The following is a 19,702-nucleotide window of genomic DNA, read 5'->3' on the forward strand; positions in this document are numbered from 1 at the left end:
TCCACCGCCGTCCCACCGAGCACCGAGGTGACATCCGTGCACTCCCAGCAGATCCGCTCCACCTTCCTGGACTTCTTCACCGCCCGCGGCCACGAACTCGTACGTTCGAGCCCCCTGGTGCCCGACGATCCGACGCTGCTGCTCGCCAACGCGGGCATGAACCAGTTCAAGCCGTACTACCTCGGTGAGAGCCCGGCGCCGTACCCGCGGGCCGTCTCGGTGCAGAAGTGCGCCCGTACCTCGGACATCGAGAACGTCGGCCGGACCGCCCGGCACGGCACGTTCTTCGAGATGCTCGGCAACTTCTCCTTCGGTGACTACTTCAAGCAGGAGACCATCGCCTACGCCTACGAGCTGGTCACCCGCGATTTCGGGCTGGACCCGGAGCGGCTGTGGGCGACCGTCTACCTGGACGACGACGAGTCGATCCGCTGCTGGGAGAAGGTCGGCATCCCCACCTCGCGCATCCAGCGGCTGGGCAAGGAGGACAACTTCTGGTCCATGGGCGTGCCCGGTCCGTGCGGCCCCAACTCGGAGCTGTACTACGACCGCGGCCCGGCCTTCGGACGGGACGGCGGCCCCGCCGTCAACGACGAGCGCTACATGGAGATCTGGAACCTGGTCTTCATGCAGTTCGGGCGGGGTGAGGGCGAGGGCAAGACGGACTACCCGATCCTCGGCGAGCTGCCCATGAAGGGCATCGACACCGGCATGGGCCTGGAGCGGCTCGCCCTGCTGCTCCAGGACGTGGAGAACGTCTGCCAGACCGACCTGCTCGCCCCCACCCTGCACACCGTGCAGGAGCTGGCCGGGCGCGGATATCCGGGCAGCGGCGCCGAGAAGGTCTCCTTCCAGGTGGTCACCGAGCACGCCCGCGCCATGTCCTTCCTCATCGCGGACGGCGTCCTGCCCGGCAACGAGGGACGCGGCTACGTACTGCGCCGGCTGATGCGCCGGGCGGTCCGGCACGGGCGGCTGCTCGGGATCGACGGGCCGGTACTGCCCGCCGTGACCGGCAGCGTCATCGCCAACCTGGGCACGGCCTGGCCCGAACTGGCCGAGCAGGCCGACCTGATCGAGCAGATCACCCGGGCCGAGGAGGAGTCCTTCGGGCGCACCCTGCGGCAGGGCGCCAAGCTGCTCGACGCGGCCGTGCGCCGGGCGAAGGAGGAGAACTCCGGGACACTGTCCGGCGAGACCGCGTTCGAACTGCACGACACCTTCGGCTTCCCCGTCGAGCTGACGCTGGAGTCGGCCCACGACGCGGGACTCGCCGTGGACGAGGACCGCTTCAAGGCCCTGCTCGCCGCCCAGCAGCAGCGTGCCAAGAGCGGCGGCAAGGCGAAGACCGCCGCCGCGCTGCGCCGTCAGGAGGCCTACCGCGAACTGGTCGCCCGGCACGGCCGGACCGAGTTCCTCGGCTACGAGCGCACCACCGCCGAGGGCACCGTCCTGGCCGTGCTGGACGAGGGCAGCCCCGTGGCCGCCGCGTCGGCCGGGCAGCAGATCGAACTGATCCTGGACGCCACCCCGTTCTACGCCGAGCGGGGCGGCCAGGTCGGCGACACGGGTGAGCTGCGCACCGCCGACGGGACGGTCCTGGAGATCACCGACACCCGCAACGGACTCCCCGGCTTCCACGTGCACACGGCGCGGGTCGTCGAGGGCGAGATCCGCTCCGGCCAGACGGTCGAGGCCGCCGTGGACGCGGTACGCCGGTCCTCGGTCGCCCGCTCGCACTCGGCCACGCACGTGCTGCACGCGGTGGTCCGGGAAGTGCTGGGCAAGCACGCTGTGCAGCACGGCTCGCTGGTCGACGACGGGCGGCTGCGCTTCGACTTCGTGCACTTCTCGGCCCTGTCCCAGAGCCAGTTGGAGGAGATCGAGGCACGGGTCAACCAGCGGGTCCTCGCCGACCCGGAGGTGCGCGTGTGGCACGCGGACCGCGCCGAGGCGGAGCGTGCCGGTGCGCTGGCCCTGTTCGGGGAGAAGTACGAGGACACGGTGCGCATCGTGGACATCGGCGACTTCTCCCGGGAGCTGTGCGGAGGCACCCATGTCGCGCACGGTGCTCAGGTCGGTGCGGTGCGGCTGGCCGGTGACGTGTCGGTGGGCGCGAACCTGCGCCGCATCGAGGCATGGACCGGATTCGAGGCGCTGGCCTCCGCGGACCGCGAACGCCAACTGCTGCGGGAGCTCGCGGGGCTGCTCGGCAGCCGTCCGGAAGACGCGGTGGGTGCCCTGCGCAAGCGGCTTGAGCTGCTGGCCCGGGCCCAGGGCGAGGTGGAGCGGATGCGCGGGGCGGAGCTGACCGCGCTGGCGGCCGGGCTCGCGGAGAAGGCGGACGCCGTGCCCGGCGGGCTGCTGGTCGCCACCCGGGTGGAGGGCGTCACCGCACAGGAGCTGCGACAGCTGGCCTCGACGGCGGCCGTGCGGATCGCCTCCGGCGCCGGGATCGTGGTCCTGGGCACCGCCCACGAAGGCAAGGCGATGCTGGCCTCGGCGGTGGGCGCCAGGCTGCGCGAGCGGGGCATCGAGGCGCGGGAGGTGCTGTCGGAAGCCGCCGCGGTGATCGGCGGCGGCGCCGGCGGCAAGGGCGCCCTGGCGAGCGCGGGCGGCCGGCACGCCGACCGGCTCGGCGACGCGCTTTCGCTGGCCCGGGCCGCGGCGGCCACGGTCCTGGGACGGAGCACGCGGTGACGGCGGGCCTGGAGGTCCTGGACGTACGCCGCCGGCGACCGGCGCACACGCCGAAGCCCCTGCCGGGTCCCGTACGGCCGCCCCGGGCATCCCCGGAATCGCCGAAGCCCCCCGTACCCGCCGCACCGGTGCGGCCGGACCCGGAGGGGCCCGGTGTGGACGTGCACGCCACCCTGGCCGCCCTGTTCGAGGCGGCCGGGGCCCGGCACCGGTTCCTCGCACATCCGCCGGAGGGCCGTACCGACGTGGCCAGCGAGCTGCGCGGGCACCCGTTGGACCGGGCAGCGAAGTCCCTCGTGCTGCGGGTGGCCTTCGGCAAGCGGCAGCGCCAGTACGTCCTCGCGGTGGTCCCGGGCCACCGCCGGGTGGACCTGGACGCGGTCGCCGACCTGCTCGGCGGCACCGGCGCGGCCTTCGCCTCCCGAGCGGTCGCCGAGCGGCTGACGGGCGCCGTCAGCGGCGCCATCGCCCCCTTCGACCTGGCCTCGGGCGAGCTGGAGATCCTGGTCGACGAGGAGCTGACCGCCCACGGGGAGATCTTCTTCAACACGGGCCGGCTCGACATGTCGGCAGCCCTGGCGGTCTGCGACTACCTGAGCCTGGCCCGGCCCTCGGTGGCCCGCATCGCCCAGCGCTGACGGCTCACAACCACCCGCGCTCGGAGGCGCGTACCCCGGCCTCGAACCGGCTGCGCGCCTCCAGGCGGGCCATGATGTCGGACATCAGGCGGCGTACGCTCCGCACGGAGATCGCCAGCTGCTTCCCGGCCGCCTCGTCCGTCATCCCGGACGCCAGTAGCCTCAGCAGCTCCCGCTCCTGGGGGCTGAGCCCCTGGTCGTCCGGCTGCTCGGCGGTGCCCAGCGGGCGCGCCTCGTCCCACAGCCGGGCGAACAGCGCCAGCAGCGCCGCGATGATGGTGGGCTGGCGCACCACGAGCGCGCCCCGGCCGGATTCGAAGACGTCGATCGGCAGCAGGGCCACCTTCTGGTCCACCAGGATGATCCGCATCGGCAGCAGCGGAGCCGTCCGCACCTCGCCGCCGCATCCGTTCAGCCAGGCCGCGTACCGCCGGGTCGCCGGATGATTTCGGACGCTGTCCAGATAGATGGTGCGAATGGCGACCCCGCGCTCGACGATCTTTTCGTCGAGCTCCTTGCTGGCCTCCATGCTTTCCGAGGTGAGCGAGGCCCGCGGAATCAGCGCGAGAACCTCACTCGTGGCCTCCCGGGAAATCTCCTCCAGGAACAGCCGGACGGAATCGACCCCGTTCAGGAATTCGACGTGGCCACCGCCCTGGGAATCCGCCTGGCCGCGTTCGAAATCGGCCATGAGATCGGCCATGGCGGCCCGGCCATTCTCCAGACGGCGCTGCCGTTCAAGAATGTCCTGCTGCTCAGCGGAGATGAGCGCGCCGATCGCCACGCTGGGCTTCACGACGTTGAACATCCCCGGGTCTTCCCAGGAGGGGCGCACGAGCGAAGTCGCGGCCAGTTCGTCCAGGCCGAGCCTGATCTCCTCTTCGGAAAGTCCGAGTTCGCGGGCGAGCTCGGTGACGCTCCACTCGTGGTTTCTGATCATGGCCTTGTAGACCATTTCGGCACACTGGCCGATACCCAGGCACGACAGGGGTGCGTCGTGTGTCCGGGTCGTTTCGGTATCAGACTGTCCGGCGAACAGGTCCATCGGTCCATCCATGCGTGACATCTTCCGGCCAGTCACTTTGCTGCCGCATCAATGACTGGGTTGGTTGCGGCCCGGCACAGGACAATAAGTCCCATGCATGTGACCGCATTGAAGGTGGAGCGAAATTCATTCCACCCCACCGAGGATTCCGCGAGCGCCGCACGCGTCGCGCACTCATTCATCATCCGGATGCTGAGCGAAACGGCCCGTTCGACACAGGACTCGAGGAATCTGCAGCACAGCTACGTTACTCAGAGCGCAGACGAGTTCGGCATCGTCCTTTTCTTCAATTCGGCCGACCCGGCGGAAGCGATGAGGCAGACTCGCGTAATTTCCGAGGCCATGTCCGCAAAGTTCCCAGAATCCGCCGGTCGTTGGCGGATTCATTATCACTCACACAGGATACATCCGTCCGCATTGTGAAGTTGTTCACGGACATCCCCGACAGACCGACACAACTACCCTGACCGGATCCCACCCCTTTCGGCCAGGCAGTGCTGCCGCCGCGGCCCTTGCGACCCTGCTCTTGGGTCGCCCTGCTCTGACTCCGGCCGCAGGAGTACTGCTGTCGGCCGCCACCGAGTTGCTCCGATCCGCCCTGCCCGTCGTGGGCGCGTGCACCGGCGAAGACCTCGTCGCCCACACCTCGGGCGCCGGCACGGGACGGGCCCTCGCCTGGGTCCGGCGCGGCCCGCGTCCGGGGAGAATCCGGCGCACGCGCGGGCGCTCCATCGCGGGGATCGTGCGGGACGTCCGGGGCCCGCAGACCAAGATGTCCGCCGTGCAGTAAGTGTCGGCTGACCCGGAAGCCCCCGGTAGTGAGGGTCGGGCCCTGGTCACACTGCAGAACGGCTTCCTGCAGTTCAGCGACGGGGCAAAGTCCATCAGCGGATCCGCCGCCGCCACCGTTCCGCCCGCCACTGTTCCGGGCGTCGGCCCGCGGCCGGTGCGCGCGCCGGGGAGGGGATCGCCCAGGCAGGCGCAGCCGAGACGGGCAACGCAAAGAGCCCCACCGCAAGCGGTGGGGCTCTTCAACGTATTGCCCGGTGAGAGCAATGGCGGAGGATACGAGATTCGAACTCGTGAGGGGTTGCCCCCAACACGCTTTCCAACTGTGCGCACGGCCGTCCGGGGACGTTCAGGGGGGTACGCGGGGCATGTGAGCCGGGGGGCCTGTACGGCGCTGAACGGTGGCGACCGGCGGCGTACTGGACAAAGACCAGGACAACGAATGCCGTGGGAGGAACACCCCCCGGTCGGGTGCCGAGCCCCGTGGCACCCTTGGCAGCGAGTAACGGCGAGAGCGAGAGGAGCCCACGTGTCGGAGGCCAGTCCGCGCGGAACCTACCTGGGTATTTCGGAGGCACTGCGCAGGGGAATCGAAGAGGGCGAGATCGTTGACGCGCTGCCGTCTGAGGCTGATCTCGTCAGCCTGCATGGGGTCTCCCGCAACACGATCCGCCGCGCGCTGAAGGTCCTCGAAGCCGAGGGGGTGCTTCAGTCCGCGCCAGGCAAGGGCTGGAGCGTTGCACGGGGTGGTGACCGGCGATCCCTCGTGGAGCGGATGACTGACGTGATCGCAGAGGATTCGCTGGCGATCGGTGACGTCTATCCGTCCGAGGCCAAACTCTGCGAGCGCTTCGAGGTCTCCCGCACGGCCGTGCGCCGTGCCATTGCCCAGATGGAGGGAACAGGCTTGCTCGACACTGTCCACGGCAAGGGGCGCACCGTACGCGCCCTCCCCACTCAGACCGGCCGGCCGTAGCCTTGGCCGTCATGGGACTGACTACTTGGGCGTACTCGCTCTCCGAATCGCTGCTGTCCGATCCGCTGCCGCGTCGCTGGGCGCACTCCCTCGGGGTCGCAGAGCGCGCCCGCTCCCTGGGCCCGATCCTCAGCGCCGATGCGGAGCTGCTGGAAGCAGCCGCGGTGCTGCACGACATCGGCTACTCGCCGAGTCTCGCCACCACGGGCTTCCACCCGCTGGACGGGGCCCGGTTCCTCCGCGACCAGGAGGGCGCGGACGATCGGGTCGTCCGCCTCGTGGCCCACCACTCCTGCGCTCTCCTGGAGGCCGAGGAGCGAGGGCTCAGGCAGGAGCTGGAGAGTGAATTCGAGCTGGAGCGTCCCGACCTCGTGGACGCGCTGCTGTTCTGCGACATGACGACTACGCCGGACGGGCTCCACACCACGCCGGCGCGGCGGCTGGCCGAGATCGTGGAGCGGTACGGGCCGGACACGATCGTCGGTCGCTTCATTCAGCGTGCGGCACCGGAGATCCATGCAGCTGCGGAACGGGTGGAGTCCCGTATGGCCAAGGCAGCCGCTGGCGATCAGCCGATGTAGGGCTCAGACCGCGAGTCGTCCAGGCCGTGCTGGATGCGCAGCCGCATAGACGGGTGGATGTCCAAGTTGTCGAGGTCCGCCGGATCCATCCAGCGGACCTCTTTCGACTCGCTGCTCGTCCGGAGTGAACCGCCGGTCGGGTGTGCGCGGAAGCAGATCGAGAACTGCTGCCGCACCTCGCCGTCGTCGTACGCGAGCACGTGCTGAGGGTCGGTGTAGAGCCCGGAGATGCCGTCGATCTCGACCGTGATCCCCGTTTCCTCCTCCACCTCCCGCACGACCGTGTCGCCGATGCTCTCGCCGATGTCGTGGCCGCCTCCGGGGAGCGCCCACAGGTCGTTGTCAGTCTTGTGGATGATGAGGAGCCGTCCGGCGTCGTCACGGACGACCGCCGTGACCGAGGGGACCACGGAGTTGGCGGCTGGCGCGTTGGGGTCGCGGAAGTAGTCGATTCGGCTCATGCGTGTGGACCTCCGAAGTCGACGGGTGATGCGATGGGCCTGGCCGTTTCCCAGACCCGTTCGATGCTCTCAGCGTACGCATCGAACAGTTCACCCCCAGGTACCCGCTGGATGTGCAGGACCGGGGCCATGTACGCGCCGACGCCGTACAGGTGGCCGTTGGCCAGCATCTCGTCGTCAGCCCGGTAGATCGAGTTGTAGAGAGTTGTGGCGTGCAGTCTGAACTCGACCCCCGGGAGTCCGAAGAGGGGGCCGTAGTTGACGAGGGCGTTCCGAACCTTGCTGGCCATGGCGGATCCGATGCCCTCATCAGCACCGCGCACCGCGACGGCCGGGCTCTCCGGTTCGCCGAGCATGAAGCGGATGGAGACGCCGGCCGCTGACTTCTCCTTCACGACCTGGTGGAACGTGGAGTCTTCGGTTAGCCAGAAGCCGGAGTAGACGAGCACGTCGAAGTGCTCCTTCGCCTTCGCGTAGAGCTGCGGCCACAGGCGGTTCGGTACGACGGAGCGGTGCGGATACAGCTTGATCAGCTCTGCATTGCCTGCCTCTGTGACCTCGGCAGATGTGCGCTCCTCCGGCCAGAGGTAGGACATCTCGCACTGAAGCAGTGAGGCGGCGGCGTACTGGAAGCGCCGGTAAGGCTTGCGCTTTGGGTCACCGATCCAGCGCTCCACCGTCTTCGCCGACACCCCTAGTCGGGAACCGACTTGATCGAGCGTCAGGCCGCTCTCGATGATCGCGCCGCGCAGTCGTTCGTTGGCCATGCCGTGCTCTCCCCCCTGGGACGACTTGGTGCGACTTCACCCTAGCGAAGTCGTCCACAAGTCGTACATGTGCGAGGTCGATCGTCTTCCGTCCTGAGGCCAATCTGTAAGCAGATCGAGCGAGGGACTCGCAGAACACCAAAAGGCCGAAGGGCTTGACGGGGCGAATCCTTCTCTGCAAGATGAGGAACACGTAATACATGTTCCTCATGGAACGCCCGGAGGAAAGCCCGCAGGGGTGAGTACGAAGGCCGCGTCCGTTGCTTGAGAACTGAAGAGCGTGCCGACCCAGCCACATGCACACGTGTGGTGATGGGTGCAGGCCACCACCCCGACCGCCCATGTCGGGCCAGGTGCCTGCCCGGATCCGCCTTCTCGGTGGATCCGGCATTGCTTGATCGGAGGGCTTTGCCCTCCGTGTTGCTCCGATGGTCGTAGGTCAGGTTCGACTCCTGGCCGGAGCACGGGCCCCGTCTTCTGGGGCTCTCTGTGCAACCAGCCGAGGGCTGTCGCCTCTCTCCAAAGACCGCGACTGCCCTGGCTCCCTTCGCTGATCAGGAGAGATCCACATGCGTTCGTACATCGGCAACCACCAGATCGTGAACCCGGCCGAGTTCGAAGAGCTGGCCCTCGGCTTCGATGAACTGCCGCTCGGGCTGGACCGGGACCTGTTCCGGGGCCCGCTGACCCCGGAGACGGCCCAGGAGCGTGCGGCCCGTGAGGCGGTGGCCCGCGAGGTCATCGCGGAGCTGGCCGCGATGGGCGAGGGCGGGGACGAGATCGCCGCGTGGGACGCGCTCTACGCCGACGCGCTCACCCGTACCGTCCCCTTCCTGCGGGGCGCGGCCCGTGACGCCGGCCGTTCCTCCTGGATGGGGGAAGCGGCATGAGCGCCCGATCGATGCAAGACCTGCACCGGGTGCTGATCTGGCTCGGTTCGCTGGCCGTCGTGAGCTGCACCGTGAGCGCCGTGGCGGTGCACGAGGGCTGGCTCCTCGGGGTGGCCGCGCTCGGTTTCGGTGTCCAGCACATCGGCTGGTCGCTTCACCGGCGCCGGATCGGCGGTGCGGCATGAGCCACACCTTGGCGGCCCTGTCCGCAGCGCTTCCCCTGGCGTCCGGCTGGTCCGTACACAGCCTGTGGATGCGGCGCCGGATCGAGACGGCCCGCCGCGACCCGCTGACTGGGTTGTGGACGCGGGACCCCTTCGAGGAGCGGGCCCGCAAGAGCCTGGCCCGAGGGTGCCAGCGCGCCGTACTCGTCTTGGACCTCAACCGGTTCAAGGAGATCAACGACACCCTCGGTCACGCGGCCGGAGACGCGGTCATCCGCGAAACCGGGCAGCGCCTGGGCCGCTGGGCCGAGGAACACGCCGGGATCGCCGGACGCCTGGGCGGAGACGAGTTTGCCGCCCTGATCCCCGGCTACGGCATCGACAAGCTGCGCGCCGACCTGTTCATGCTGACGGGCCGACTCGGCCAGCCGGTGCCCTTCGAGGGGCGCCCCATCAAGGTGAGCGCCTCGATCGGGGCCGCCTACTACCGCACCGGAAACGGTGACCTCTCCACCCTGCTGCGCCGAGCTGATGAGCAGATGTACCGGGCCAAGCAACGTGGCGGGGGCTGGCGCATCGCCCACCGGCTGACGGTTCCCGAGGTGGGCACGGTCAACGGTCGTCGTGATGGCCGCCGTGGTACGAGCGGGGTGGCGGCGTGATGGCGACCCGCAACGCACTGAGCAAGGCACAGAAGATCGTGTTGACGGCCGCGTTCGTGCCCATGCTCGCTACCGGCGTCGCCGGTGGGGTGGGGACGTTCAGCAACATCAGCCGCGCCTACGGCTCCGGCACGGCGCTCGGCGCGGTGGCGGCCGGGGAGGGCGCGACCGCCGTTCTGGCGCTGGTGCTCCTCGGGCTGACGATGCTCGGCCAGTCCTCCCCCGGGATCATCCGGATCGGCTTGTGGGCCCTGCCGGCCGCCGCATCGGTCATGGCCGCGATGGCCGCCGATGAACCGGGCCGCACTGTGATCTACGCCGTGACCCCGATGGGCATGTGCGTCGCGGCCGAGGGCATGGCGTTCCTGGCCCGGCGGATCGTGGTCCACCAGGACGGCCGCGACATCGAAGCGGAGGCGAAGGCTGCCGCCGTGGTGCGGGCCCTGGCCTACCACCGTGCCCGGGCGGCGAACCACCCGCAGTCGAGGGTGCGGAAGTCGTCCGACCGGACGTCGTGGAAGCTGGCTCGGAAAGTCGGTTTGGGGGACGCGTCGTTGGGCGCTCGACTCCTGGACGTCCAGCGCGACCGGCTCACCAGCGGTGCGGACGCCGCCCTGGCCGCGATGTTCACCGCCCCCACAAACCAGCATGAAACGGCAGAGTTCACCGTAAATCGGTTGGGGTCTGACCTGCACGAGTCGGCCGCCGAGGCCCTGCCCGTGACGGCTGAACTTCCCGCCCCTGAGTCGGTCGACTCGGCACCGGTCATCGAGCCGGTTGCCCTGCCGGAGTCGCTTCCGGTAGCCGAGCCGGTCGAGCCTCCCCAGTCGGCTCCGGTGAAGGCGGTCGCTGCTGTGGAGTCGGCTCCGCGTCGGGCGACTGGTCGGGTGCCGAAGTCGGCCCGTACGCCCCGACCGACGCGTGATTCGGATGAGCTGCTGGACGAGGCCCGGTCGATCACGGCCAACTGGTCCGATGGCGAGCTGACAGCCGAGGCGATCCGTAAGGCGGTCCGTACGTCGTCCGCCAGGGGCCGTCTGCTGCGCGACACGCTCAAGGTCGAACGCGCCGCCGCCGCTGAAGCGACGGCCGTGTGATGGCCGGGGATGGCATACCCGTCTACTCATGGAGGCTCGCCCCGGACGGGCTGGCCACGCGCCGTCAACTCCGCGCGGCCGGCCTTCGCCCCGGCGGACAGGACGTCGTGGCCCAGCTTGAGCGACCGCGCTACCGGCGGAAGCCGCTGACCGCCTACCTGTACCGCGTCGACCTGGCCAAGCCCGTTCGGCCCATGACCCCGGCCAAGTGGGATGCGCTTGCCCTGGCGATGCTCGCGCGCCGTACCTGCCCCCAGTGCTCCACCGACGCCGGATACGTCATCCCGGCCTCGCTCGGCATGTGCGTGCCCTGCGCCTACCCCGAAGAACAGCGCGCCGCCTGAAGCAGAGGCCCGGACGCCTCGCCGTCCAAGCGTCGTCCGGGCCCCTTCCACCCCACTCGCTATGAGGGAGCAGATCCACCGTGTCTGATGTCCATGTCACTGACCAGAGCGAGGACCTGGAGCGCCCCGGCGCCGAGGTCTTCGACATCACCACCAAGCGCCCCACCGTCCCGGCCCCGGCGGGTCCGCCGGCCGATCGTTACGACGACGATGAGGAGGAGTCGCCGCGGTCGCGGCCGGTCGACTCCAAGGACCTGCCGTCGCCGGGGATCACGACTTACAAGCGGCTGCCGATCATTCCTTCCTGGCTGAAGTCGAAGCCGGGGTTCGTCTCCACCACCCAGCGCGCGACGAGCAACGCGTTCTACGCCACCGCCTTCCACGGCATCCGCACCCCTTGGTACGCGCTGCAGCTCGGTCGGCTCGCCCCGCGCGGCGTGGCCCGACTGGTCCGCGACACCAACGCGTGGGTGTGGGACGCCGAGGCGGCCCCGCTGCGGGCGTATGAGGTCTATAAGGAGAACACCTCCGAGTACCTGAAGCTGTCGCGGCAGCGTGACAGTCGGGTGCGGCTGCGGATGCTGGTCACCGTGGTGGCGCTGATCTTCGGTACCGGCTTCGCGCTGACCATGTACGTCATGGCGCCCGGCTGGCTCGCCGTGTTCGCGTCGGCCGCCGTGCTCGCCGCCGGTTTCTGGGGCGCGCCGAAGGATCAGCCGGTGATCGGGCCCGCCGTGCTGAAGACGGAGCTTGAGAAGCTCACCGGGATGCTCGTGCTCCGGGCTCTGGACAACATCGGCAACGCGAAGCTGACGGCCGCCATCAAGAAGGGCGGCGACATGAACGGCCTGCGGTTCACCTCGGAGATCACCCGGGACGGGCCCGGCTACCGCGCCGATCTCGACCTTCCCTGGGGTGTCACCCCCGAGGACATCATGGAGGCCCGCAAGCCGCTCGCTTCCGGGCTACGCCGCAAGGTGGGCTCGGTGTGGCCGTCCTCTGACCCGACCGAGCACGAAGGGCGCCTGGTCCTGTGGGTGGGCGACAAGCCCATGAACGAGACCAAGAAGCCAGCCTGGCCGCTGTTGAAGTCGGGCAGCGTGGACCTGTTCAAGCCGGTCGTCTTCGGCAACGACCAGCGCATGGCCGATGTCGCCGTCACCCTCATGTTCGCCAGTGTGGTCGTCGGCTCCATCCCCCGCATGGGCAAGACGTTCCTGATGCGTCTGTTCCTGCTCATCGCCGCTCTGGACCCGCGTGCCCAGCTCTACGCGTTCGACTTCAAGGGCACTGGCGACTTCGGTGCGCTGGAGCCGGTCTGTCACCGCTACCGGGCAGGGGATGAGGATGAGGACATCCTCTACGTCCTCGAATCGCTGCGGGAACTGCGGGCCGAGCTGCGGCGACGGGCGAAGGTCATCAAGTCGCTGCCGCGCTCGCGCTGCCCGGAGTCGAAGGTGACCGCCGAGCTGGCCAACGACAAGAGCCTGGGCCTGCACCCGATCGTCGCCGGATTCGATGAGTGCCAGGTCCCCTTCGAGCACGAGAAGTACGGCAAGGAACTCGAAGAGATCTGCACCGACCTGTGCAAGCGCGGCCCGGCCCTCGGCATGGTGACGCTCTTCGGCACCCAGCGCCCGGACGCGAAGTCACTGCCCACCGGCATCAGCGCGAACGCGGTGCTGCGGTTCTGCCTCAAGGTCATGGGCCAGCCCGCCAACGACATGGTGCTCGGGACGTCGATGTACAAGGCGGGGTACCGGGCCACGATGTTCTCCCGCACCGACCGGGGCATCTGCTGGATGGCCGGTGAGGGCGATGACCCACGCATCGTGGCCTCCGCGTTCGTCGACGCGGTCGCCGCCGAACAGGTCGTCGTGCGGGCCCGCCGGATGCGCGAGGAGTACGGCAACGTCACCGGCCACGCCATCGGCCAGGAACCCGAAAGCGGGGAAGCCTCCTTCGACCTCCTCGCCGACATCCTCAGGGTCGTGCCGGCCGATGAGGAGAAGGTCTGGAACGAGAAGGTCGCCGCCCGCCTCGCCTCGCTGCGCCCTGAGGTCTACAGCGGCTGGAAGGCCGAGACGGTGACCACGAACCTCAAGCCGCACGGCATCACCGCGCAGGACGTCTGGGGCTCCACCACCGCAGGCAAGGGCACCACCCGACGCGGCATCGCTCGCGCCGACATCAGCGCCACCATCACCGTCCGTGACGGGAAGCGGTCCGGGGGCTGACTCGCACCGCTGCTAGACCTAGCGGCCACCGCTGCTAGGTCTAGCACCCCCGCTAGCACCCCGAACCGGCTGCCATCAGCGATCTCGTACCTAGCAGCCGACCTGCGAAAACACCGGAAACCCCGCCCGAGAGGCACTCCATGACCCTCATCCTCCTTGCTAGCGCCTGCCTGCTCATCGTCACACTCGGTTACATCAGCGTGTGTGCGTCCAGCCCGTTCGGCACGTGCCGCAAATGCAAGGGCTTCGGCTACGCGATGAAGACCGACCGCAAGGGCCGCCTCAAGCGAGGCAAGCACTGCCGCCGCTGCGACGGCCACGGCAAGCGCATCCGCGTCGGCCGCCACCTCTACAACCTGTGGCTCCACCTCTACCGCGAGGCCAACCCCGCCCCCCGCAAGACGTTCGCCCCGAAGGGATAACCCATGGCCATCACCCTCTCGCTCGTCGCCCTGTTCGGGCTGGTCCTGTTCTTCCTGCTCCGCTCCAAGACCCTCGGCTACGGCTCCGCGTTCGTCGCCATGATGTTCGGCTTCTTCCTCGCGTCGACCGGGGCCTCCGGGCCCATCAACGAACTCACCACCGCCGTCATCAACGCCGTTTCCGATCTCGGGAGCCAGGGATGAACGAGCCCATCACCTACCGGCACTGGGCACTCGACCTCGCCCCCAAGGCGGCCCCCGCCGTGGCCACCACGACCGTGCTGATTCTGGGCCGGATCTGGAACGCCAACGGCGCCGAACACTCCGTCGGAAACGCGGCGCTGATGGTCGTCCTCGCCGCCGGAGCCGCGGCGGCCGGCGCGTTCTCCTCCGGCAACCACGTCGGTGGCAGCGTGATCGCCGGAACCGCGTTCGCCGCATCCGGAGGCCTTGCCCTGGCCGGAGTCGCCGGATACGCCGATGGCCTCTCCCTCCCGATCCTGCTGTGGGCCCTGGCCACCACCGTCGCCTACGGACTCGCCGCCCGCTACTGGCGCACCGACCGCCGCGAGACAGTCACCTTCGAGCGGCAGACCCTCGGCCGCCGCGAGGACCACGCCCACGTGGAGCGGGTGGAGGCCCTGCGAGCCGGAGCACAGATCGAGGTGGCTCGCTCTGGCGCTGCCTACGCCGAACAGCTCGCCAACGCCCTCATCACCCGCGCAGCCCTTCCCGGCTTCAACCAGCAGGCCATCACGGACGCGGGGCTGCCCGAACTTCCCCCTGCCGAACGGAAGGACTGGTGACCGGGCCCGAGGCGGCATACGCCACCGCGCCGAGCGTCATCAGCGAAATCGGATGGACCGTACGCGGAGCCCGTGACTGCCGCAGCGGCATCCACGTCCGTGAGTTCTGGCTCCGCAAGGCCGCACTCCTGGACCGCATCGCCCTCACCGACGACGACCCCGTCAGCGGCGACGCAGCGACCTGCGCCACCGAAGCGGCCCGGCGGCTGATGGAGATCGACCACGCGGACGGTCCCCGCACCGCAGACCCCCGCGGCTACGTCCGCGAGGAATACGCCCTCTGGCTCCGCCACCACTGAGGAGAGATCGCTATGAGTTCCAGTCCCGCCCTGAGCACCACGCAGCACCCCACGATGCACACGCAGGTCGACGGTGTCAGCTACCGGCCCGAACGAGTCAGCGTGATCTCGGCGCTGTCCCACATCCGCAGCGCCCGCAAGAGCCCCAAGCACGTGGACGCGGTCAACGTCTACGCCTTCACCGGCCGCGACGGAATCCCGCTCCACGTGGTCTACATCCACCACACCCCCGGCCGCTGGCACGGCGTCCGTGACGTCATCGACGTCTACGAGATCCCCACCGCCACGCTCACCGACCTGTAGCTGTGCCCGGGGCGGTCGCCTCTCTCCAAAGACCGCGACCGCCCCGGCTTGCCCAGTCCCTTCGCAGAAACAGGAGCACCCTCAGCATGACACCAACCCCCGCCCCGACGCTGCTGCGCGCCGCCCTGGCCGCCGCTGAGCGCGGCTGGCCCGTCTTTCCCCTGCGCCCCGGAGACAAGCGGCCCGCAGGGCACCCCGAACGCAACTGCCCCCGCACCGGCCGGTGCACGGACGGACACCGCACCCCCGAACAGCGCGCCACCCTCGACCCCGGGAACATCACAGTGTGCTGGCAGGCGGCCCCCTACAACGTCGGCATCGCCACCGGCCCCGCCGGACTCCTCGTCGTAGACCTCGACATCCCCAAGGACGACGACGGACCCGCGCCCGAGGAATGGGCCGGGGCAACGGACGGTCTGGACGTCTTCGCGATGGTCTGTGAGCGCGCTGGCGAGCGGCTGCCGACCGAGACGTTCACGGTGCGCACCCGCCGTGGCGGACAGCACCTGTACTTCACCGCCCCCGCCGAAAAGCAGCTACGTGGGAGCGCAGGACGCCTTGGGTGGAAGGTCGACACGCGAGCCTGGGGCGGGTACGTGGTCGCGGCCGGCAGCACGGTCGGCACCGGCTCGTACGAGATCATTCACGACGCTCCCCCGGCCCCCCTCCCCACGTGGCTCTGTGACCTCCTCATCACGCCGCCCGCGCCCGCCCCGGTCCCTGTGGCCGTTCTCCGCTCCCGGATCGGGAAGGCGGACCGTTACGCGACGGCTGCCCTGAACGGTGAGGTCGCCAAGGTGGCTGCCGCCGTCACGGGCGCCCAGAACACCACGCTCTACAACGCCGCGTACGCCCTCGGCCGCCTCATCGCCGCCGGAACCCTCACCGAGACGGAAGTCACCGACGCGCTCACCGCCGCCGCGCCGCAGGGCCTCGCGCCGTCCCGGATCGCAGCCAGCATCCGCGACGGCATCCAGCGCAGCGCCCGCAACACCTTGGGAGGGGCGGCATGACCACACAGCCCGTGGACAGCAGCGAGCTGTGGGCGGGATTCGAAGCTCTGGACGCTGAGCAGGCAGCAACCGCGCCGTGGGAGGAGCCGATCCCGCTCACCGCCCGCCGCGAACTCCCCGCGTTCCCCACCGAGGTCTTCCCGGCCTGGCTGGGCGACTACGTGCGCGCGGTCGCGGAGGAGACGCAGACTCCCGTTGACATGGCCGCCTCCCTCGCCCTCGCCGTGCTCGGCACCGCTGCCGGGGGCCGCGCCGTGGTTCACGTCCGCAGCCGGTGGCGCGAGCCCGTCAACGTGTTCGTGGTCGTCGCGCTGCCCCCGGGCAACCGCAAGTCGGCCGTGTTCAACCTGATGGCTGACCCGCTCTACCGCTGTGAAGCGCTCCTGGTCACGCAGTCCGCCGGGCGGATCGTGGAGGCGGAGATCACCGCCCGGCTCGCCAGGGAGGTTGCGGACAACGCGGCGGCCAAGGCGGCCCGCGCCGACGCGGACAAGCGCGACCAGCTCGTCGCGGAGGCCATCGGCCTCGCACAGGCCGCCGAGGCGGTCACCGTGCCCGCCAAACCCCGTCTGCTGGCCGATGACGCCACCCCCGAGGTCATCGCCTCACTCCTGGCCGAACAGGGCGGCAGGCTCTCCGTGATGTCCGCTGAGGGCGGCATCTTCGACATCATCGCGGGACGCTACTCCGGCACCCCGAACCTGGATGTCTTTCTGCGTGGGCAGGCAGGCGACCGGCTGAGGGTAGACCGCCGGGGACGCGAGGAGTTCATCGAGTCCCCGGCCCTGACCATGGGCCTGACCGTCCAGCCCTCTGTTCTGGAGGACATCGGCCGTATTAAGGGAGCCAATGACAGGGGCCTGTTGGCCAGGTTCTTCTACTCCCTTCCGACCTCGCTCGTCGGGCATCGCACGATCCTGCCCGACCCGATCCCGGACGCGGTGGCTACCACCTACGAGGAGAAGATCACCGCGCTGACGATGTCGCTGGCGGACTGGACGGATCCGGCAGTACTCCAGCTCTCCCCCGAAGCGGGTGACGTGCTCGTGGCGTTCGAGGAGCGGCAGGAACCGCGGCTGCGGCCCCGTGGGGGCGACCTCGCTCACGTCGGGAACTGGGCCAACAAGCTGGGCGGCGCAACCTGCCGCCTGGCCGGGCTGCTCCACCTGGCCGCGCACCCCACGAACGGGCACACCGAGCCCATCAGTCCGGACACCATGCGCGCGGCGGTGAAGCTGATCGACTACTTCACCGGTCACGCACTGGTCGTCTTCGACCTCATGGGCGCCGACCACACCGCCAACCGCGCTCACGCCGTGCTGGAGCTGCTGCGCGCTCAGCAGTGGAGCGAGGTCAGCAAGCGCGACCTCATGGTGAAGCTCTCCCGCTCTGAGTTCCCCACGGTCGCTGATCTGGATCCCGCGCTTGAGCTGCTGGACGACCACGGATTCATCCGCTGCCAGCCCGTCCAGCGCACCGGAGGCAGGGGCCGGCCGCCGTCCCCGCGCTACCTCATCCATCCCCAGCTGAGCGACCCGACCGTCTGACCCCCGCCACAGAAACCACAGAATCACAGAAATAACCCCACCTCGCCCCTGACCTGCACAAACACCGGCCAGGGCGCCAGGAGGGCCGTCGCCACAGAAACCCACGGAAGTCCCACACAAATACCCGCCCACCCCCGGGCCCTTATTTCTGTGGGACTTCCTGCGGTTTCTGTGGCGGTCCACCCCCACGGAGGTTTCCGCAGGTCAGCCCCCCTGCCCCGGGTTTCTGTGTATTTCGTGGTTTCTGTGGCGGGCCGCCAAGGAGCGAGCCCATGCATGACGCCCATGACGCCGTGTCCCACGCGGCAGATCCAACGCTGGTGCTGCTGACCGTCGAGGAAGCCGCCCGCCGACTCCGCGTCGGCAGAACCACCTGCTTCGCGCTGATCCGCACTGGCGCGCTGGAGTCCGTCCTGATCGGTGGACTCCGCAGGGTCCCGGTCGATGCGCCGGCCGAGTACGTGACCCGCCTCCGCACCACCCAACACGCGGCTTGACGGCCACCCGAGACAGGAGTCTGCCTGTGGCAGAGAGAAGCAAGAAGGGCACCCGCCGCGCCAACGGCGAAACCGCGATCTACTTCGGAAAGGACGGCCGCTGGCACGCCAGAGTGCCGATGGGCTACCGGGACAACGGCGAGCCGTACCGGAGGCACATCACCCGGACTACTGAAGATCTCCTGATGGATGAGGTCAAGCGGCTGGAGAAGCAGCGTGACCAGGGGACTGCCCAGCAGCCCGGGAAGCTGTGGACGGTCGAGAAGTGGCTGTGGCACTGGGTCGAGAACATCGCCAAGGAGGTCGTCAGCGAGAACACCTACGACGGCTACGAGGTGGCCGTTCGCGTGCACCTCGTTCCCGGCATCGGCAAGCACCGGATTGACCGGTTGGAGCCGGAACACCTGGAGAGCCTCTACCGCCGGATGAAGGCGAAGGGCAGCAAGCCCGCCACGGCTCACCAGGCCCACCGGACCGCGCGCACCGCCCTGGGAGAGGCGGTACGGCGTGGCCACGCGGCAAAGAACGCCGCCGCGCTGGCCAAGCCGCCGAGGGTGGAGGAGGCCGAAGACGAGATCGAGCCCTATTCGGTCGAGGAGATTCAGAGCCTGCTGATCGAGGTGAACAAGCGCCGCAACAGCGCTCGCTGGATGCTTGCCCTCGCGCTCGGCCTGCGGCAGGGGGAGACGCTGGGGCTTCGGTGGGCCGATGTGGACCTGGAGAACGAGTACCTGAAGCTGCGCCGGAACCGGCTGCGGCCGAAGTACGCGCACGGGTGCAAGGAGGCTGAGCCGTGCGGCCGGAAGGCCGGGTACTGCCCCATGCGCAGCCAGGTGCGGCGCGAGACGAAGAACACCAAGTCGCGCGCGGGGCGGCGTGCGGTGCCCCTGCCGGGCCCTCTGGTTCGGATGCTCCGGGCGCACAAGGAGGTGCAGGCGCGCGAGCGGAAGGCGGCTGGCGACCTGTGGACTGAGTCCGAGTACGTGTTCACCAAGCCGCGCGGCGGTCCGCTCAGCCCGAACACGGACTACCACGACTGGAAGAAGCTCATCGGCGACGCGGGGGTGAGGGATGCGCGCCTGCACGACGCACGGCACACCGCCGCGACCGTGCTCATGCTGCTGGGGGTTCCGGACCGGGTCATCGACCAGATCATGGGTTGGGAGCCGGGAACGTCTGCCCGGATGCGAGCGCGGTACCTGCACGTGCCCGACGCCATGCTGAAGGACGTGGCGCAGAAGATCGCTGAGGCCATCTGGGGCCCCTCGGAGAGGGTCCTTGTGGACAAAGACCAGGACAACGAGGTCTGAGGAACGAAGAAGAGCCCCACCGCAAGCGGTGGGGCTCTTCAACGTATTGCCCGGTGAGAGCAATGGCGGAGGATACGAGATTCGAACTCGTGAGGGGTTGCCCCCAACACGCTTTCCAAGCGTGCGCCCTAGGCCACTAGGCGAATCCTCCGGG

Annotated in this window: 24 protein-coding genes and 1 tRNA gene; 21 read left to right on the plus strand and 4 right to left on the minus strand. The window is 69.3% G+C overall.

Annotated features, from left to right (window positions below):
* The first annotated feature begins 36 nt into the window (after window positions 1-36).
* Both alaS and OTB20_RS01380 read left to right on the plus strand, forming a co-directional pair.
* Window positions 37-2,700: an alanine--tRNA ligase gene (alaS, locus tag OTB20_RS01375; RefSeq protein ID WP_267814607.1), complete on the plus strand. Its 2,664-nt coding sequence runs from the start codon at window positions 37-39 to the stop codon at window positions 2,698-2,700.
* Window positions 2,697-3,338, plus strand: a complete 642-nt coding sequence (locus tag OTB20_RS01380) for a YbaK/EbsC family protein (protein ID WP_324290320.1) — start codon at window positions 2,697-2,699, stop codon at window positions 3,336-3,338. Before alaS ends, OTB20_RS01380 begins: the two co-directional genes overlap by 4 nt.
* 4 nt (window positions 3,339-3,342) lie before the next feature.
* On the opposite strand, the gene OTB20_RS01385 is transcribed toward OTB20_RS01380, so the two are convergent.
* A complete protein-coding gene (locus OTB20_RS01385; RefSeq protein ID WP_267814609.1) occupies window positions 3,343-4,383 on the minus strand; it encodes a helix-turn-helix domain-containing protein in 1,041 nt (346 codons plus the stop codon).
* Between the two features lie 93 nt (window positions 4,384-4,476).
* Between OTB20_RS01385 and OTB20_RS01390 the strand changes: the two genes are divergently transcribed.
* From OTB20_RS01390 to OTB20_RS01405, 4 genes are all read left to right on the plus strand, one after another.
* Complete coding sequence (locus OTB20_RS01390; protein WP_267814610.1) at window positions 4,477-4,806, plus strand: hypothetical protein; 330 nt, start codon at window positions 4,477-4,479, stop codon at window positions 4,804-4,806.
* A 103-nt stretch (window positions 4,807-4,909) separates the two neighbouring features.
* Complete coding sequence (locus OTB20_RS01395; RefSeq protein WP_267814612.1) at window positions 4,910-5,173, plus strand: hypothetical protein; 264 nt, start codon at window positions 4,910-4,912, stop codon at window positions 5,171-5,173.
* A 528-nt stretch (window positions 5,174-5,701) separates the two neighbouring features.
* On the plus strand, window positions 5,702-6,148 hold the full coding sequence (locus OTB20_RS01400) for a GntR family transcriptional regulator (RefSeq protein WP_267814613.1): 447 nt from the start codon (window positions 5,702-5,704) through the stop codon (window positions 6,146-6,148).
* A gap of 11 nt (window positions 6,149-6,159) precedes the next feature.
* Window positions 6,160-6,729: an HD domain-containing protein gene (locus OTB20_RS01405; RefSeq protein ID WP_267814614.1), complete on the plus strand. Its 570-nt coding sequence runs from the start codon at window positions 6,160-6,162 to the stop codon at window positions 6,727-6,729.
* Here the strand turns inward: OTB20_RS01405 and OTB20_RS01410 are convergent.
* Both OTB20_RS01410 and OTB20_RS01415 read right to left on the minus strand, forming a co-directional pair.
* Complete coding sequence (locus tag OTB20_RS01410) at window positions 6,717-7,190, minus strand: NUDIX hydrolase (protein ID WP_267814616.1); 474 nt, start codon at window positions 7,188-7,190, stop codon at window positions 6,717-6,719. The genes OTB20_RS01405 and OTB20_RS01410 overlap by 13 nt on opposite strands.
* Window positions 7,187-7,957: a helix-turn-helix domain-containing protein gene (locus OTB20_RS01415; protein WP_267814617.1), complete on the minus strand. Its 771-nt coding sequence runs from the start codon at window positions 7,955-7,957 to the stop codon at window positions 7,187-7,189. The genes OTB20_RS01410 and OTB20_RS01415 overlap by 4 nt, the downstream gene beginning before the upstream one ends.
* A 569-nt stretch (window positions 7,958-8,526) precedes the next feature.
* On the opposite strand from OTB20_RS01415, the gene OTB20_RS01420 reads away from it, so the two are divergent.
* From OTB20_RS01420 to OTB20_RS01490, 15 genes are all read left to right on the plus strand, one after another.
* Window positions 8,527-8,847, plus strand: coding sequence for a hypothetical protein (locus tag OTB20_RS01420; RefSeq protein WP_267814619.1), 321 nt, complete (start codon window positions 8,527-8,529; stop codon window positions 8,845-8,847).
* Window positions 8,844-9,032 (plus strand): hypothetical protein, encoded by a 189-nt coding sequence (locus tag OTB20_RS01425; protein ID WP_267814620.1) that lies wholly within the window; start codon window positions 8,844-8,846, stop codon window positions 9,030-9,032. Before OTB20_RS01420 ends, OTB20_RS01425 begins: the two co-directional genes overlap by 4 nt.
* Entirely contained in the window at window positions 9,029-9,673 is a 645-nt protein-coding gene (locus OTB20_RS01430; RefSeq protein ID WP_267814621.1) for a GGDEF domain-containing protein, read from the plus strand. Before OTB20_RS01425 ends, OTB20_RS01430 begins: the two co-directional genes overlap by 4 nt.
* Window positions 9,673-10,770, plus strand: coding sequence for a conjugal transfer protein (locus OTB20_RS01435; protein ID WP_267814623.1), 1,098 nt, complete (start codon window positions 9,673-9,675; stop codon window positions 10,768-10,770). The genes OTB20_RS01430 and OTB20_RS01435 overlap by 1 nt, the downstream gene beginning before the upstream one ends.
* Window positions 10,770-11,114 (plus strand): RRQRL motif-containing zinc-binding protein, encoded by a 345-nt coding sequence (locus tag OTB20_RS01440; protein ID WP_267814624.1) that lies wholly within the window; start codon window positions 10,770-10,772, stop codon window positions 11,112-11,114. The genes OTB20_RS01435 and OTB20_RS01440 overlap by 1 nt, the downstream gene beginning before the upstream one ends.
* An 80-nt stretch (window positions 11,115-11,194) precedes the next feature.
* Window positions 11,195-13,351 (plus strand): cell division protein FtsK, encoded by a 2,157-nt coding sequence (locus OTB20_RS01445; RefSeq protein WP_267814625.1) that lies wholly within the window; start codon window positions 11,195-11,197, stop codon window positions 13,349-13,351.
* Between the two features lie 140 nt (window positions 13,352-13,491).
* Entirely contained in the window at window positions 13,492-13,773 is a 282-nt protein-coding gene (locus tag OTB20_RS01450; protein ID WP_267814627.1) for a hypothetical protein, read from the plus strand.
* A 3-nt stretch (window positions 13,774-13,776) separates the two neighbouring features.
* Window positions 13,777-13,977, plus strand: coding sequence for a hypothetical protein (locus tag OTB20_RS01455; RefSeq protein ID WP_267814628.1), 201 nt, complete (start codon window positions 13,777-13,779; stop codon window positions 13,975-13,977).
* Entirely contained in the window at window positions 13,974-14,579 is a 606-nt protein-coding gene (locus tag OTB20_RS01460) for a hypothetical protein (RefSeq protein WP_267814631.1), read from the plus strand. Before OTB20_RS01455 ends, OTB20_RS01460 begins: the two co-directional genes overlap by 4 nt.
* Window positions 14,576-14,878, plus strand: a complete 303-nt coding sequence (locus OTB20_RS01465) for a hypothetical protein (RefSeq protein ID WP_267814632.1) — start codon at window positions 14,576-14,578, stop codon at window positions 14,876-14,878. Before OTB20_RS01460 ends, OTB20_RS01465 begins: the two co-directional genes overlap by 4 nt.
* 12 nt (window positions 14,879-14,890) lie before the next feature.
* The gene (locus tag OTB20_RS01470) at window positions 14,891-15,181 is read left to right on the plus strand and encodes a hypothetical protein (protein WP_267814633.1); all 291 of its coding nucleotides are present in this window, start codon (window positions 14,891-14,893) and stop codon (window positions 15,179-15,181) included.
* 86 nt (window positions 15,182-15,267) lie between these two features.
* Entirely contained in the window at window positions 15,268-16,194 is a 927-nt protein-coding gene (locus tag OTB20_RS01475) for a bifunctional DNA primase/polymerase (protein ID WP_267814635.1), read from the plus strand.
* Window positions 16,191-17,741 (plus strand): YfjI family protein, encoded by a 1,551-nt coding sequence (locus OTB20_RS01480; protein ID WP_267814637.1) that lies wholly within the window; start codon window positions 16,191-16,193, stop codon window positions 17,739-17,741. The genes OTB20_RS01475 and OTB20_RS01480 overlap by 4 nt, the downstream gene beginning before the upstream one ends.
* A 272-nt stretch (window positions 17,742-18,013) precedes the next feature.
* Window positions 18,014-18,238 carry a helix-turn-helix domain-containing protein gene (locus OTB20_RS01485; protein ID WP_267814638.1) on the plus strand — a complete coding sequence of 75 codons (225 nt, stop codon included), beginning with the start codon at window positions 18,014-18,016 and terminating at the stop codon, window positions 18,236-18,238.
* A 26-nt stretch (window positions 18,239-18,264) separates the two neighbouring features.
* A complete protein-coding gene (locus OTB20_RS01490) occupies window positions 18,265-19,548 on the plus strand; it encodes a tyrosine-type recombinase/integrase (protein WP_267814639.1) in 1,284 nt (427 codons plus the stop codon).
* Window positions 19,549-19,611: 63 nt separating this feature from the next.
* On the opposite strand, the gene OTB20_RS01495 is transcribed toward OTB20_RS01490, so the two are convergent.
* Window positions 19,612-19,699 (minus strand) — tRNA-Ser (locus tag OTB20_RS01495).
* Window positions 19,700-19,702: the final 3 nt, after the last annotated feature.

The organism is Streptomyces sp. H27-H1 (assembly GCF_026627445.1).
Taxonomy (GTDB): domain Bacteria; phylum Actinomycetota; class Actinomycetes; order Streptomycetales; family Streptomycetaceae; genus Streptomyces.